Consider the following 13,161-nt stretch of genomic DNA (forward strand, 5'->3'; position numbering starts at 1 on the left):
CTCTCCTTCTGCCGTATTTAGCCGGCTCTATGTACCGATAGTCTGAATTTGCGACAGCTTCACGCTGCCCATTCCGCCCGCAAGGTTGAGCAGCATTTCGCCGCCGGTCTTGCTCAAGGTCACGCTGGTTACCGTGGCAGGCAGCGAGGTTGCGAGGGCAACCGAGTCGCCTTTGTCATTCTTGGTGGTGGCCGCAAAGGTGTAGGTCCCGGCGGGGGCGACGTCGCCCTTGTCGGTCTTGCCATCCCAGATAAAGCTGGCATCACCGGCGCTTTGAGCGCCCATGTCGATCGTGCGCACCACGTTGCCGTCTTTGTCAGTAATCTTCACCGAAACGTTGCCCGTCGCCGCCGTTACCGCCACCGAACCGGTCATGCTCTTGCTGGTATCAACCAGCGCCTTGTCGGTCTGGGTGATGATCGAACGGCCTACCAGCGACGACGCCTGCAAGGCCTGCGAGGAGCTGAAGTTGCTGGAGATCGCATTCACCGAGTCGTTCAGGGTGTTGATGCCTTCCAGGCTGCTGAACTGCGCCAGTTGCGCCACGAACGCGCCGTTGTCCTGGGGCGACAGCGGGTTCTGGTTTTTCAGCTGGGTGACCAGCAGTTGCAGGAACGCGTCCTTGCCCAGCGACTGGTTACCCGTCGCCGCCTTGGCGGCATCGCCAAGGTTTTTGGCGTTGTCCGTCGACGTCTTGACCTTGGCGTTGAACAGGTCCTGGACCGGCGTGTTGGGTGTAGAGTTGGTGTCAACAATGGCCATTGTTTGGCGCCCCTTATCACTGACCCAGGGTCAGGACCTTCTGCATCATGGTTTTGGCGGTGTTCATCATTTCCGCGTTGGTCTGGAACGAGCGGCTGGCGGAGATCATGTCAGCCATTTCCTCGACCACGTTGACGTTCGGGTAGTACACGTAGCCTTTTTCATTCGCGGCCGGGTGGTTCGGCTCGTAGCGAGCTTCGAGATTGCTTTGGTCCTCGACCACGCCGAGCACTTGCACGCCCTGGCCTGCGGCGTCCTGGTTCTGGAACAGCGAATCGCTGCCGCCGCTCTGACCGCCCTGGAACATGGTGGCGAACACCGGATGGCGGGCGCGGTACGTCTGGTCAATGCTCGACGACACGGTCTCGGCGTTGGCGATGTTACTGGCGACGGTGTTCAGACGCGTGGTCTGGGCGCTCATGCCGCTGCCGGCAATATTGAAAACACTGGCTAGGGACATGGCTTACTCTCCACGCAGGGCTGACATCAGCCCTTTGAATTTGCTGTTGAGCAGGGTGAAGCTGGCCTGGAAATTCACCGAGTTCTCGGCGTAGGCCGATTGCTCCAATTGAGCGTCGACGGTGTTCTGGTCGATCGATGGCTGCATCGGCGTGCGATACAGCAGCGACTCGTCACCACTGCTCAGGCCTTGCGCTTCGATATGACGGCTATTGGTCATGTTCAAGGCGAAGGTGCCGTTCTTGTTCTTGTCCTGCTGCGCGGCGAGCACAGCGGAGAAGTCCAGATCCCGAGCCTTGTAGTTCGGGGTATCGGCGTTGGCAATGTTGTTGGCCAGGACTTCAGCACGCTGGGCGCGAAAGCCCAATGCTTGTTCGTGGATACCGAGCGCTTTATCGAAGCTGATGCTCATGGCGGAAACCTTTAGGCTGACCTGCTTTTCGTAACAGGGTCATAGCAAGGCGCATGCCAGTTTCCCCAAGCCCCCTATATCAAGGGTTTGCCGTGGGGTGGCCGGCGGCGATGCCGGAAAAGCGGCAAGCGGTTTCCGCGTTGCGTCAGTAAAGCGGCAATGCCAATTGCCGCTTTAGGCACTGGCGGTGAATGAAGCGTGGAAGCCACCAAGGGCATTGAGCACTGTTAACCGCTCGTCCGCACTGTCAATTGTGACAGTTGTAAAGCTCGCGCCCCTGGCTGCCTGATAGGGCAGAACGCTTTTAGTGCGAACGCCAGAGGCAAAAAAATGTTGACGCTACCGCTACCAAGATTTGAATTCCAGGACTCAATATCCCCCATCCCGAACCTGGACCCTGACCTGATTCAGACAGAAACCGCCAGGGTGCTGTTGAATTTTCCCGTCGAGGCCGGAGACCAACTCTTTTTGTCCCTTAACAGCACGGTCCTGGGTGGTGAGCATAACCAGAGCTTTTTCATTGCCCGCCCCGCCCCCGATTGCGTGTACCTGGTGCCTAAATCCATTATCGAAATCAGCGAGGGGACCACCGTGACGTTGTTGGCGCGCTTGAGGCGCGCGGGGCTGATTTCCGGCGCGCCGTCCACGCCAGTCAATATCAAACGACCACCAATCATCGTCATCCCGCCTGTTCCGCCAACCGTCTGGGACTTTACCAATGGTTTCCAGGGCTGGGTGCCACAAGGGAATTACATTGGCGGGCTGCTGCATGTGATCGGCGGTCGGGTCGTCGCAGACTTGCTCAACAGCCAGGCCGGCAAATCCCATATCATCACCCGTACCGTGCAGGTGACCGCAGGACGCGTGTATGACGTTACCTTTGAGGTCAGCGGGGGCAGCTCTGCCGATGGCTCAGTCGTCTTCCTGACCGTTAACGGCGCCCGAATCGGTACCAGTGTTCAGAATATCTCGACGACCCGGCAGACCGGCACAGGGGTGTTCACCGCCACAACGACGGGCAATGTCACACTGGGTATTTTCAATGATGCCGTGCCCCAAGGGCGACATAACCTGTCCCTGGGCAATATTCGAATGACGCCGAGACCTTGACCCAAAAGAAACGGGAGGCCGTGGTGGACCTCCCGTTTTTTTAAACAGACATCACTTGGCCTGGTAAATGATGCCCGGGCTGCACTGCACCATTTGATAATGATCCGGCAGGCCGTTCAGCGCCTCGGAAGCCCCGAGGAACAGATAGCCGCCGCGCTTGAGCGTGCCATGGATGCGCAGCAGGATGTCTTTCTTCACTTCAGCCGAGAAGTAGATCAGCACATTGCGGCAAAACACCATGTCGAACTTGCCCAGGCTGGCGTAACTGTCGAGCAGGTTGAACGAGCGAAACTCGACCCGGCTCTTGATCGGTGCCTTGACCGCCCAACGCCCCGCGCCTTTGGGGTCAAAGTAACGCTGCAGGCGCTCCTGGGACAAACCGCGCCCCAGGGCCAGGCTGTCGTACTCGCCGGTCTTGCAGTTGGTGAGCATGGTGCCGGACAGGTCAGTGGCAACGATTTGCGCGCCGGCCTTGAGCTGGCCCATGTTGGTCCGCTCAAACTCGTCGATGGACATGGAAATCGAATACGGTTCCTGCCCCGACGAACACGCCGCCGACCAGATACGCAGGCGCTGGCCCGGCGCAGCCTTGATCGCTTCGGGCAGCACTTTGCTCTTGAGCACTTCAAAGGGGTAAGTATCCCGAAACCACAAGGTCTCGTTGGTGGTCATGGCATCGACCACCATTTCCTTGAGCCCGCTGCGCGGCTGGCCCTGAATACGCTGCACCAGCTCACCCAGGGATTTGATGCCCTGCTGTTCCATCAGTTTGTTGAGACGGCTGGATACCAGGTACTGCTTGTTTTCACCGAGCAATATGCCACAGGCTTTTTCCAGGAAGACCCGGAACTGTTCGAAATCCAAATTACCCGTAGACAATGATACCGCCTCTTAAATCGTGTGACCGCCAGGGGCAATCCCCTAGCCGTGATCTGCTGCCTTGATCCGGTCAACTACCCGGGATGCCAGGTCATCAGGACGGAATTTGGCCAGGAAGTCATCGGCGCCGACCTTCTTGACCATCGCCTGATTGAATACACCCGACAACGAAGTATGCAGGATGATATGCAATTTTTGCATGCGTGGATCGTTACGTATCTCGGCCGTGAGGGTGTAACCGTCCATTTCCGGCATTTCAATGTCGGAGATCATCATCAGGAATTCTTCTTCGGGCTTCTTGCCTTCGTCCACCAGCTTGCGCAGGTAATCCAGGGCTTGGCGGCCGTCATTGAGCGCAACCACTTCAACACCCACGGTTTGCAGGCAACGGGTCACTTGCTTGCGCGCCACGGAGGAATCATCCACGGTCAGCACACGCAACGACACGGCCTTGTGCGCGGTTTCGGCGTCCACCACGCCCACCGAGATGGTTTCCGAGGTCGGCGCCACTTCGGCGAGGATTTTCTCCACGTCGATGATTTCCACCAACTGGTTGTCAACCCGCGTCACCGCCGTGAGGTAGTGATCGCGCCCGGTACCCTTGGGTGGCGGATGAATCTCTTCCCAGTTCATGTTGACGATGCGCTCCACCGAGCGCACCAGGAAACCCTGGGTCTTGGTGTTGTACTCGGTGATGATCACGAACGGACTCTGGCGGTCCTGCAAACCTGAGGAACCGGTGGCCATGGCCAGGTCAAGAATCGGGATGGTGGCGCCCCGGATATTGGCGACGCCGCACACCACAGGACTGGATTTGGGCAAGATTGTCAGCTTGGGACACTGCAACACTTCCCGCACTTTAAACACATTGATGCCATACAGCTGCTTGCCGTCCAGGCGGAACAGCAACAACTCCAGGCGGTTCTGCCCTACCAGCTGTGTGCGCTGGTTTACTGAATCCATTACACCTGCCATGCCTTTACTCCTACGCTAAAACCTTTGGCGATACCTGCAGGGCAGCGCGCCCCCAACACTAAACGGCACGAGCTTTGCTATTTGTTTGGTCATGGATATTAAAACGACAGTTTTTCGACGCCTCAACTTCCCACGGTACTGCAGATCGCTCTGCGTCTCGGTGATGTTGCTCGCGCTGAGCCTGGGCGCCACGGCCCGCGCAGACAACGTCACCTTGCCTGATCTCCTTATCGGCGTCACTCAGGGCTTTCTTGAGTTCACTGTAGAAGATTATCTGGCGACCACCCAGACCCCGGGGCGTTATGAAATCCAGGTCAACCAACTGGACCCGCGCCTGCGCATGCCCATGTGCGACAAGGAATTGACAGCCAGCCTGGAAAGCCCGGCCCAGCCCATTGGTCGGGTCACAGTCAAAGTGCGCTGTGAGGGCGCGTCTCCGTGGACCGTGTTCGTGCCGGCGCAGGTCAAATTGTTTCGCGACGTGGTGGTGGTGACGCGCCCCTTGAAACGCACCGGCATCATCGGCTTTGACGATGTGGCGCTGCGCGAGCGCGACATCAGCCTGATCAACCAGGGCTACCTCACCTCCTTAGACCAGGCGGTCGGACAGAAACTGACCCGCCCCATGGTGACCGACCAGGTCATTACACTGGTGCACCTGGAACAGGCTGAAGTGATTCGCAAGGGCGACCAGGTGGTGATTTCCGCCAGCAGCGGTGCACTGACGGTAAAAATGCCGGGGGAGGCCCTGTCCAATGGCGGCATGAGCGAACAGATCAGGGTCAAGAACCTCAACTCCAACCGCGTGATCAAGGCGCAAGTGACGGCGCCGGGGCAGGTCGAGGTGGCTTTATAGTTTACTGGCAGAGGACGCCCGCTTTTCCTACACTGTGCACCAGGCATCCGCACGTGCAGGTTTATTGTCAATCGCGCCTAAAGTTTGTCCGGGTATGGCCGAAAACATGGCAAGCGTCCAAATACCCAGAGGTTTTTTTATCATGGTCATCGATTTCAGTCGTTTGAATAACTCCCAGGCTTTGCCGGGCAATACGCGTACCAGCGGGGCCAAGGACAGCGTTGAAGCCAAGTCCCAGCCAGCACCTGCGGCCAAGACGGAACAGGCCGGCGCCAGCCAAAGCGGGGAATCCGTACACCTGAGCAATGAGGCTCAACAGTTGCAGAAGGTCACTGACTCGCTGCGCGACCAGCCGGTTGTCAACAAAGCCCGTGTGGCCGAGTTGAAGCAGGCAATCGCCGATGGCAGCTATAAAGTCGACAGCAACCGTGTAGCCAGCAAGCTGCTTAATTTCGAAGCCGAGCGCTAGGCAAAGGCCTGCGCAGGGCTTTTGGACGCTTAAAACCCAAGGCCAGCCATGCACCACGACGAACATTTGCTTCAACTGATCATTGACGATCTGGCTCCGACGCAACAATTGCTGGAGCTGCTCAAAGAAGAATCCCTGGCTCTCTATGGCCGGGACATGCGCTTGTTGGAAGAAATCCTGGCGCGCAAACAATCGCTGATCGTACTGCTCGAGCAGCACGGGCGGAAGCGCAGCGAGATCCTGGTCAGCCTCGGCCTGCCGGCAGACCACGACGGCCTCGCCCAACTGGCCAGCCACTCCTCGGTCGGCGACCGGTTGCTGACGCAAAGCGTCGCTCTCAACCAATTGCTCGCCCAGTGCCAGGAAGCCAACCTGCTCAACGGTCAGTCGATCCAGCTTCAGCAGGCAACGACCGCCAACCAGTTGCGTATACTCCACGGCGGAGAGCCTCCGGCCCTCTATAACGCCCAAGGCTCCACTTCACGCCTGGTCAAACCAAGCACCCGCAGCCAAGCCTGACGCCGGTTCAAAGCGCACCTATCCAAGGCGCGCTACATACTGGCAAAATGCCGGTTCTTGCGTGTAGTCGTATTTTGTCTGGAGATGGAAGAACCGTGTTCAACGCCCTTAATGCGGAAGATGCTCCGCAGCCACCCAAGGTGCTCACCACGCCTCTGGAAATCGCCAGCACATTGCGCATGCTGCAAGACAGCCATGACCCGCTGATCATAACGTTCCATGAACGCAGCCAACGCTTCCAAAGCTACCTGGTGGACGTAGACCGGGACAGCAAGGCGCTGGCACTGGACGAAATGATTCCCCGAGATGGCGAACGTTACCTGGAAAACGGCGAACCGTTCCGCATCGAAGGCTTCCACGACGGTGTTCGCGTGGCCTGGGAAAGCAATGGCACCCTGACCATCAGCGAAAAGGACGGCCACCGCATCTACACCGGCAGCATGCCCGACGAGGTGGTTTACCATCAGCGCCGCAATGCCTTCCGTGCCGCCCTGAAGCTGGCTCAGTTGGTCAACATCGAACTGGGTGGTGAAAAGCTCAAGGCGCCCATCAGCGGCAAGCTGCTCGATATCTCCGCCACCGGCTGCAAACTGCGCTTTGAAGGCGACATTTCCGAGCGCCTGCAACTGGGCCAGGTGTACGACCGCTTTATCGCCGCGCTGCCCTTCGGCAGCATGACCACCTCCGTGGAGCTGCGTTACCTGCACTTCGAAGAGAAGATCAACACCACCTTCGCCGGCGTGCGCTTTCACAACATGAGCGGGCTGGTTCAGCGCCAGGTGGAGCGTTTTGTCTACCAGTTGCAGCGTGAAGCGCGACGCTTCGACAAAGACGACGACTTTTAAACCTTATAAGGTCGCGGTAAAAAAACGGGCAGATCCTGATGGGATCTGCCCGTTTTTGCATTCAGGGGCGCGCCCTGCTCAAATCATGAGGGTGGTCGTCGGGGTCCGGGGGTGCCGGGGGCCCTGTGAAAATCGGCTCTTCCACCGGCGCCGCAGAATCGGTTTCGGAGGACACGTCCGGCACGGGGCTTTGCATTTGCTCCTGCACGACAGCCTCATCGACCCGCGGATCCAGGCAAGCAACCAGAGGCGAGCTGGACATGCTGTCGGGCATGGCGACGTGATGCAACGGCGCATCGTCCACCTGATGCAGGTTGGTGACCGCCTTGGGCCGAATCCGCCACACCAGGATCAACGCGCACAGGCTGAAAAATGCATACAGCATATGGCTGCCGAAGAGCTTCATCGCCACACCCGCCAGCAGTGGCCCGACACTGGCACCGATGCCGTAGGTCACCAACAACATGGCCGTCAGGGAGACCCGGCGATCACCCTCCACGTGGTCATTGGAAAATGCCACCGCCAGCGGGTACAGGCAGAACTGCACCAGTGAACACAGGAAACCCGCCACAAACAGCACTTCCAGCGGCACCCGGGTCATGATCGCCAACGGCAACGCCGCCACCGCCAAACACAGGGCAAAGCTGCGAATCAGCAAGGCGCGGTCATACCGATCCGACAACCAGCCCAGCGGCCACTGCACCAGCAAGCCGGCAAAAATGCAGCAACCCATGAACAGACCGACCTGCTCGGTCGTCAACCCTTGCTGAGAGGCGTACAGCGGCGCCAAACCGTAGAACGAACCCACGATGACGCCTGCGCCCAACACGGTACTCAGCGACTGCGGCACGCGCTTGATAAAGAAGCGCGGCTCCATGGGCGCTGGATGCAGAGGCGCCGGGTGAATGCGCCGGGTCATGGCCACCGGTACCAGACACAGCGCAAAGCACAGCGCCACCAGCATCAGCAGCTCAAGACCCAGTTGGGGGTGCATCACCAGAATCAGCTGACCCAGCACCAGCCCCAGATAGGAGGCGATCATATAGCCGCTGAACACCACGCCACGCTGCTTGGCGTCGGCCTGCTCGTTCAGCCAGCTTTCGATGACCATGTATTGGCACATCATTCCCAGACCCACGACCATCCGCAGCACGATCCACGCCGGCAGCCAGTTGATCAGGCCATGCCCCAACACCGCCGCACCGACGATGCCGGCACAGGTTGCATAGGCGCGGATATGCCCGACCCGGGCGATCAAACGGTGCCCGATCTTGCCCCCCAGCACCAGGCCGAAGTAGTTGGCAGCCATCAGCGCACCCACCCACAGGCTGTCGACGTGATCCGCCGCCAGGCGCAAGGCCAGGTAAGTGCTGAGCAGGCCGGAACCGATCAGCATCATCAGGGAAGCGAAATAAAGGGCTCGAAAAGATTTCCAGATCTGGCGCATCGGCGTTCCGAGCGGCTCCTTGCGGTGAGGGACGGGGCTATCGGCATGATAGTCCGGTGTTGCCGGGTCCGGACAGGCGAGAGGCGCTGTTTCCGGGGAATAATTTTGCTTAATGGTTCAGACGCTGCCTGATGGCATGCGCGGTACACAGGTTGAGATAAATACCCGATGCACCTGCTGTGAACTCTGATCGCCGGCAAGGTTCGACCGGTGTTTAAACGACAGACACAAAAAAGCCCCGCCAGACATCGCTGAGCGGGGCTTTGAATCTGGTGTCCCAGGGCCGGTTCGAACGGCCAACCTTCCCCTTAGGAGGGGGATGCTCTATCCAATTGAGCTACTGGGACCAATGACAGCCGGCAGGCCAAGGGCGTGGCGACGGACGGCGTGCATGTTAACGGCCAGGTTGGGTTTTGTCATGTCGTCCGTTGGCTTTTTGAGCGTAGGCCGATCCTTGTCTGAGCGCTCACGGTTTTATCCCGCAAACACGGGGGCTTTTCCGTGATCGTGCAAAATGCATGCAGCCCAAAACGCCCGCCTTGCAAATTGCAACCAAATGAGCCGCCAGATTAGACTCAAACCATTGATTTTATTGAATTAAAAGCTTGGCACGACACCTGCAATACTTCTCCTACAACAGCCCCCTTCAGCCAAGGCGTCAAACGGAGAACATGACCATGAACAGTGCCCTTCTGTTAGCCCTCAATACCGTAGCCTTGGCCGCTCTGGTGACATTCCATTTTCAATCATCCGGCAATGACGATCCTGCGCAGATCAGCCAGGCAGTACCGCACCATCTGCAACAACGCCCGCAACTGGCCGTGATGACGCCAGACGCGCAATCGCCGATGCGCCTGACCCAATCCGCACAAGCTGCACCAGCATCTGAACACTGGGTGTTCTAAGTCGAAGGAAACTGTTTTATGACCAAACTCGCCTGGCTTTTCCTGTGCCTGACCGTCGTCACCGGCGCAATGGGTGTCAACGCCACGACTCAAGATGGACAGACCACTGCGTTCGTCGTTGCAGGGGCATTGGCCTGTCTACTGCTGCTGACGCTCATCGTCGGCCGTCGCATTAAATTTGACCCCGTTCTACGCTGATTCCCTGCCTCCCCCGCCCTACCTTATGTCGCCTCACGCTCGTAAATCGGCAAATTGCCACTAGTCTAAAGATTAAGGGCAAAAGGCCACTTTGCTATAGGATGTGCGGCCTCAAACCCTGTTGCGACCTGGATTTTCGGGAAACATTCCAACGAAAAGCTGCGTGTTGAAAAGTTTTCCAACCAGTCCGCAAAAATACAAATGAGTGCTGGCATAAAGCCTTTAGGCAGTTCAATATTTGTCACAGAATTGACGCCAAGGAACTGTCAAATCTGAGGCATGATGCGGCCTCTTTGCAATTCGGGTTGAACTTTGGTCGTGAGTCTTGTCTTAACACTCATCCTTGCGGCCAATTCCAAGAACCGCTCCCCTGAACTAACCGGTTAAATATATGCGCCCATTGAAACAGGCAATTTATTCCAGCCGTACGGCTGACAAGTTCGTCGTACGTCTGCCAGACGGAATGCGGGAACGCATTGCCGAGGTGGCTCGCAATCATCACCGCAGCATGAACTCCGAAATCATCGCCCGCCTGGAACAGAGCCTCATTCAGGAAGGTGCGTTGGGCGACGAGTTGAGCATGCGCCTGGACAGCCCCGAGCTGTCACTGCACGAACGCGAACTGCTGCAGCGTTTTCGTCAGCTCTCCCACCGTCAGCAAAATGCTCTCGTCTCGCTTATCGCGCACGACGTTGAAGCGGCCGCAGAAGCCAATTGATCTGCAACTGAAAGCCGAAGCCAGCCATGTGCTGGCTTTTTTTTGCGCAGAATTCGGGAAGGGAATGCAAAGCGGGAGCTGAATAGCTCCCGCGGCAAAGGGTCAGAGCAGGAAGATAGTGGCAAGGCCCAGAAAGATGAAGAAGCCGCCGCTGTCGGTCATGGCGGTGATCATCACGCTGGCCCCCATCGCCGGGTCGCGCCCCAAACGTGCCAGGGTCATGGGGATCAACACGCCCATCAAGGCTGCAAGCAACAGGTTGAGGGTCATGGCGGCGGTCATCACGACGCCCAGCGACCAACTGCCGTAAAGCAAGTAGGCCACAATACCAATCACCCCGCCCCACACCACGCCATTGATCAACGCCACTGCAAGCTCCTTGCGCAACAGCCGCGACGAGTTGGCGGTACTGACCTGGTCAAGCGCCATGGCGCGCACGATCATGGTGATGGTCTGGTTGCCGGAGTTACCACCTATGCCCGCCACGATCGGCATCAGCGCAGCCAGCGCCACCAGCTTCTCGATAGAGCCTTCAAACAGCCCGATCACCCTGGAGGCAATGAACGCAGTGATCAGGTTGATCGCCAGCCAGGCCCAGCGGTTGCGCAGTGAGCGCCAGACCGACGCAAAAATGTCTTCCTCTTCACGCAGACCCGCCATGTTGAGGACTTCGGTTTCACTCTCTTCACGAATCAGGTCGACCATTTCATCGATGGTCAAACGACCGATGAGCTTGCCGTTCTTGTCGACCACCGGAGCCGAGATCAAGTCGTAACGCTCGAATGCCTGGGCGGCATCGTAGGCATCTTCATCCGGGTGAAAACTCACCGGATCACTGGCCATTACATCAGCGACTTTTTTCTCAGGGTCATTGACCAGCAAACGCTTGATCGGCAACACGCCCTTGAGAATGCCTTCGTAATCGACCACGAACAGCTTGTCGGTGTGGCCAGGCAATTCCTTGAGGCGACGCAGGTAACGCAGGACCACTTCCAGGCTGACGTCCTCGCGGATGGTGACCATCTCGAAGTCCATCAGGGCGCCGACCTGATCCTCGTCATAGGACAGCGCGGAACGCACACGCTCACGCTGCTGGCCGTCCAGAGCCTCCATCAGCTCATGGACAACGTCGCGAGGCAGCTCAGGGGCCAGGTCAGCCAGTTCGTCGGCATCCATCTCCTTGGCCGCGGCCAGGAGCTCGTGATCGTCCATGTCGGCGATCAGTGTTTCACGGACCGAGTCGGATACTTCAAGCAGGATGTCGCCGTCACGGTCAGCCTTGACCAACTGCCAGAGGGTCAGTCGGTCATCCAGCGGCAAGGCTTCAAGGATGTAGGCAACGTCGGCGGAGTGCAGGTCGTCGAGCTTGCGCTGCAGCTCGACGAGGTTTTGCCGGTGAACCAGGTTTTCGACGCGGTCGTGATTCGGACCTTCCTGGCGGTGCGTGAGGTCTTCGACCACGCGCTGGCGCTGCAGCAGCTCGATGACTTGAGCCAGACGATCCTGCAGGCTTTCTTGTGTTTTCTTTACTTCTACTTCGGTCATAGGCGAACTCCACTCCCAGCAGCGGGGCACGCCGGAAGGATCAATCAGTCAATTCATGATTGGTAAAGCGGGGTACTGAGTAACTACTGGGTAAGTCCATGGAGGTATTCCACAAGCCCCGGCGGGGCTGACGGGCGCAATGATACACGCTGCGCACGCTTTTAACGTTAAAAAACTGGAAAGAACAAGCGCTTGCGAGCCAAAGCTGAGCATTGGCTGCATCTATGAACTGCGACGACGCAGCGGATGAGGAAAACACATGAGAACAGGAGAAAAAGAAGAATTCCTGCACAAACTCCAGACGGCAAAAAGCCCGCACTAGGCGGGCTTTTTGTTTATATGGTGCACTCGACAGGATTCGAACCTGTGACCGCTCGGTTCGTAGCCGAGTACTCTATCCAGCTGAGCTACGAGTGCAGATTGTGTTTTTAGACCAGATCACAACTGGCTGAAGCCGAATCACCTGCATTGCTGCAACTGACTCTTAAATGGTGCACTCGACAGGATTCGAACCTGTGACCGCTCGGTTCGTAGCCGAGTACTCTATCCAGCTGAGCTACGAGTGCATTTGTTGCCGCGCATTATAGGCCGTTCAATCTCTATGTAAAGCTATTTTTTCGTTTAATTTCAACAACTTAGCGAAAAAACCAGATTGCAACGTACTAAGCAAATAATGGCGGAGAACGGGGGATTCGAACCCCCGACACCCTTTTGAGGTGTACTCCCTTAGCAGGGGAGCGCCTTCGGCCACTCGGCCAGCTCTCCGCAACACGGGGCGTATATTAACCACGTTCATCCCCGTTTGCAAACATAAAAAACGATAAAAATTAAAGGCTTGGTTCTTCGTCCTTCTCTTTCTTGATCCGCAGGTAGATTTCCTCGCGGTGGACCGCTACCTCTTTCGGAGCGTTAACCCCGATACGCACTTGATTGCCTTTGACGCCGAGCACGGTCACGGTGATTTCGCCATCACCGATAATCAGGCTTTCTGCGCAACGACGAGTCAGAATCAGCATACCTTTCACCTCACGCATTTCAGTTCAGGAACAACAGTCTGCAAAA

Annotated in this window: 16 protein-coding genes and 4 tRNA genes; 8 read left to right on the forward strand and 12 right to left on the reverse strand. The window is 57.6% G+C overall.

The window, feature by feature from the left end; all coding sequences use genetic code 11:
- Positions 1-27: 27 nt before the first annotated feature.
- Genes flgD through flgB form a run of 3 tightly spaced genes read right to left on the reverse strand, consistent with a single transcriptional unit; the run spans position 28 to position 1,633 of the window.
- The gene (flgD, locus tag ATI14_RS30515; RefSeq protein WP_016973697.1) at positions 28-762 is read right to left on the reverse strand and encodes a flagellar hook assembly protein FlgD; all 735 of its coding nucleotides are present in this window, start codon (positions 760-762) and stop codon (positions 28-30) included.
- A gap of 16 nt (positions 763-778) precedes the next feature.
- A complete protein-coding gene (gene flgC, locus ATI14_RS30520; RefSeq protein WP_016973698.1) occupies positions 779-1,222 on the reverse strand; it encodes a flagellar basal body rod protein FlgC in 444 nt (147 codons plus the stop codon).
- A 3-nt stretch (positions 1,223-1,225) separates the two neighbouring features.
- On the reverse strand, positions 1,226-1,633 hold the full coding sequence (gene flgB, locus ATI14_RS30525) for a flagellar basal body rod protein FlgB (RefSeq protein ID WP_016973699.1): 408 nt from the start codon (positions 1,631-1,633) through the stop codon (positions 1,226-1,228).
- A 330-nt stretch (positions 1,634-1,963) separates the two neighbouring features.
- On the opposite strand from flgB, the gene ATI14_RS30530 reads away from it, so the two are divergent.
- Positions 1,964-2,743, forward strand: a complete 780-nt coding sequence (locus ATI14_RS30530; protein WP_016973700.1) for a hypothetical protein — start codon at positions 1,964-1,966, stop codon at positions 2,741-2,743.
- A 51-nt stretch (positions 2,744-2,794) separates the two neighbouring features.
- Here the strand turns inward: ATI14_RS30530 and cheR are convergent, their stop codons facing one another.
- Together cheR and ATI14_RS30540 are read right to left on the reverse strand one after the other, a co-directional pair.
- Positions 2,795-3,622: a protein-glutamate O-methyltransferase CheR gene (cheR, locus tag ATI14_RS30535; protein WP_017255613.1), complete on the reverse strand. Its 828-nt coding sequence runs from the start codon at positions 3,620-3,622 to the stop codon at positions 2,795-2,797.
- Between the two features lie 42 nt (positions 3,623-3,664).
- Positions 3,665-4,597 (reverse strand): chemotaxis protein CheV, encoded by a 933-nt coding sequence (locus ATI14_RS30540; RefSeq protein WP_016973702.1) that lies wholly within the window; start codon positions 4,595-4,597, stop codon positions 3,665-3,667.
- 91 nt (positions 4,598-4,688) lie between these two features.
- Between ATI14_RS30540 and flgA the strand changes: the two genes are divergently transcribed.
- The 4 genes from flgA (at position 4,689) to ATI14_RS30560 (ending at position 7,286) form a co-directional block, all read left to right on the forward strand.
- The gene (gene flgA / locus ATI14_RS30545; RefSeq protein WP_016973703.1) at positions 4,689-5,453 is read left to right on the forward strand and encodes a flagellar basal body P-ring formation chaperone FlgA; all 765 of its coding nucleotides are present in this window, start codon (positions 4,689-4,691) and stop codon (positions 5,451-5,453) included.
- Positions 5,454-5,595: 142 nt separating this feature from the next.
- The gene (gene flgM / locus ATI14_RS30550) at positions 5,596-5,922 is read left to right on the forward strand and encodes a flagellar biosynthesis anti-sigma factor FlgM (protein ID WP_016973704.1); all 327 of its coding nucleotides are present in this window, start codon (positions 5,596-5,598) and stop codon (positions 5,920-5,922) included.
- A gap of 48 nt (positions 5,923-5,970) precedes the next feature.
- Positions 5,971-6,441, forward strand: a complete 471-nt coding sequence (locus tag ATI14_RS30555; RefSeq protein WP_016973705.1) for a flagellar protein FlgN — start codon at positions 5,971-5,973, stop codon at positions 6,439-6,441.
- 95 nt (positions 6,442-6,536) lie between these two features.
- A complete protein-coding gene (locus ATI14_RS30560) occupies positions 6,537-7,286 on the forward strand; it encodes a flagellar brake protein (protein ID WP_016973706.1) in 750 nt (249 codons plus the stop codon).
- 61 nt (positions 7,287-7,347) lie between these two features.
- On the opposite strand, the gene ATI14_RS30565 is transcribed toward ATI14_RS30560, so the two are convergent.
- Together ATI14_RS30565 and ATI14_RS30570 are read right to left on the reverse strand one after the other, a co-directional pair.
- On the reverse strand, positions 7,348-8,733 hold the full coding sequence (locus tag ATI14_RS30565) for an MFS transporter (protein WP_016973707.1): 1,386 nt from the start codon (positions 8,731-8,733) through the stop codon (positions 7,348-7,350).
- 270 nt (positions 8,734-9,003) lie between these two features.
- Positions 9,004-9,080 (reverse strand) — tRNA-Arg (locus ATI14_RS30570).
- A gap of 330 nt (positions 9,081-9,410) precedes the next feature.
- On the opposite strand from ATI14_RS30570, the gene ATI14_RS30575 reads away from it, so the two are divergent.
- The 3 genes from ATI14_RS30575 (at position 9,411) to ATI14_RS30585 (ending at position 10,554) form a co-directional block, all read left to right on the forward strand.
- The gene (locus ATI14_RS30575; RefSeq protein WP_016973708.1) at positions 9,411-9,638 is read left to right on the forward strand and encodes a hypothetical protein; all 228 of its coding nucleotides are present in this window, start codon (positions 9,411-9,413) and stop codon (positions 9,636-9,638) included.
- 18 nt (positions 9,639-9,656) lie between these two features.
- Positions 9,657-9,836, forward strand: a complete 180-nt coding sequence (locus ATI14_RS30580; RefSeq protein WP_016973709.1) for a PA3371 family protein — start codon at positions 9,657-9,659, stop codon at positions 9,834-9,836.
- A gap of 391 nt (positions 9,837-10,227) precedes the next feature.
- Entirely contained in the window at positions 10,228-10,554 is a 327-nt protein-coding gene (locus ATI14_RS30585) for an Arc family DNA-binding protein (RefSeq protein WP_003175643.1), read from the forward strand.
- A 102-nt stretch (positions 10,555-10,656) separates the two neighbouring features.
- Here ATI14_RS30585 and mgtE read toward each other — a convergent pair whose 3' ends face one another.
- The 5 genes from mgtE to csrA form a co-directional block, all read right to left on the reverse strand.
- Positions 10,657-12,099 carry a magnesium transporter gene (mgtE, locus tag ATI14_RS30590; protein ID WP_016973710.1) on the reverse strand — a complete coding sequence of 481 codons (1,443 nt, stop codon included), beginning with the start codon at positions 12,097-12,099 and terminating at the stop codon, positions 10,657-10,659.
- A gap of 340 nt (positions 12,100-12,439) precedes the next feature.
- A tRNA-Arg gene (locus ATI14_RS30595) sits at positions 12,440-12,516 on the reverse strand.
- A gap of 72 nt (positions 12,517-12,588) precedes the next feature.
- Positions 12,589-12,665: transfer RNA gene (locus ATI14_RS30600), tRNA-Arg, on the reverse strand.
- A gap of 108 nt (positions 12,666-12,773) precedes the next feature.
- Positions 12,774-12,864 (reverse strand) — tRNA-Ser (locus ATI14_RS30605).
- 62 nt (positions 12,865-12,926) lie between these two features.
- Positions 12,927-13,115: a carbon storage regulator CsrA gene (csrA, locus tag ATI14_RS30610; RefSeq protein ID WP_003175645.1), complete on the reverse strand. Its 189-nt coding sequence runs from the start codon at positions 13,113-13,115 to the stop codon at positions 12,927-12,929.
- Positions 13,116-13,161 lie beyond the last annotated feature (46 nt).

Origin of the sequence: Pseudomonas tolaasii NCPPB 2192 (assembly GCF_002813445.1) — a bacterium.
Classification (GTDB): Bacteria; Pseudomonadota; Gammaproteobacteria; order Pseudomonadales; family Pseudomonadaceae; genus Aquipseudomonas; species Aquipseudomonas tolaasii.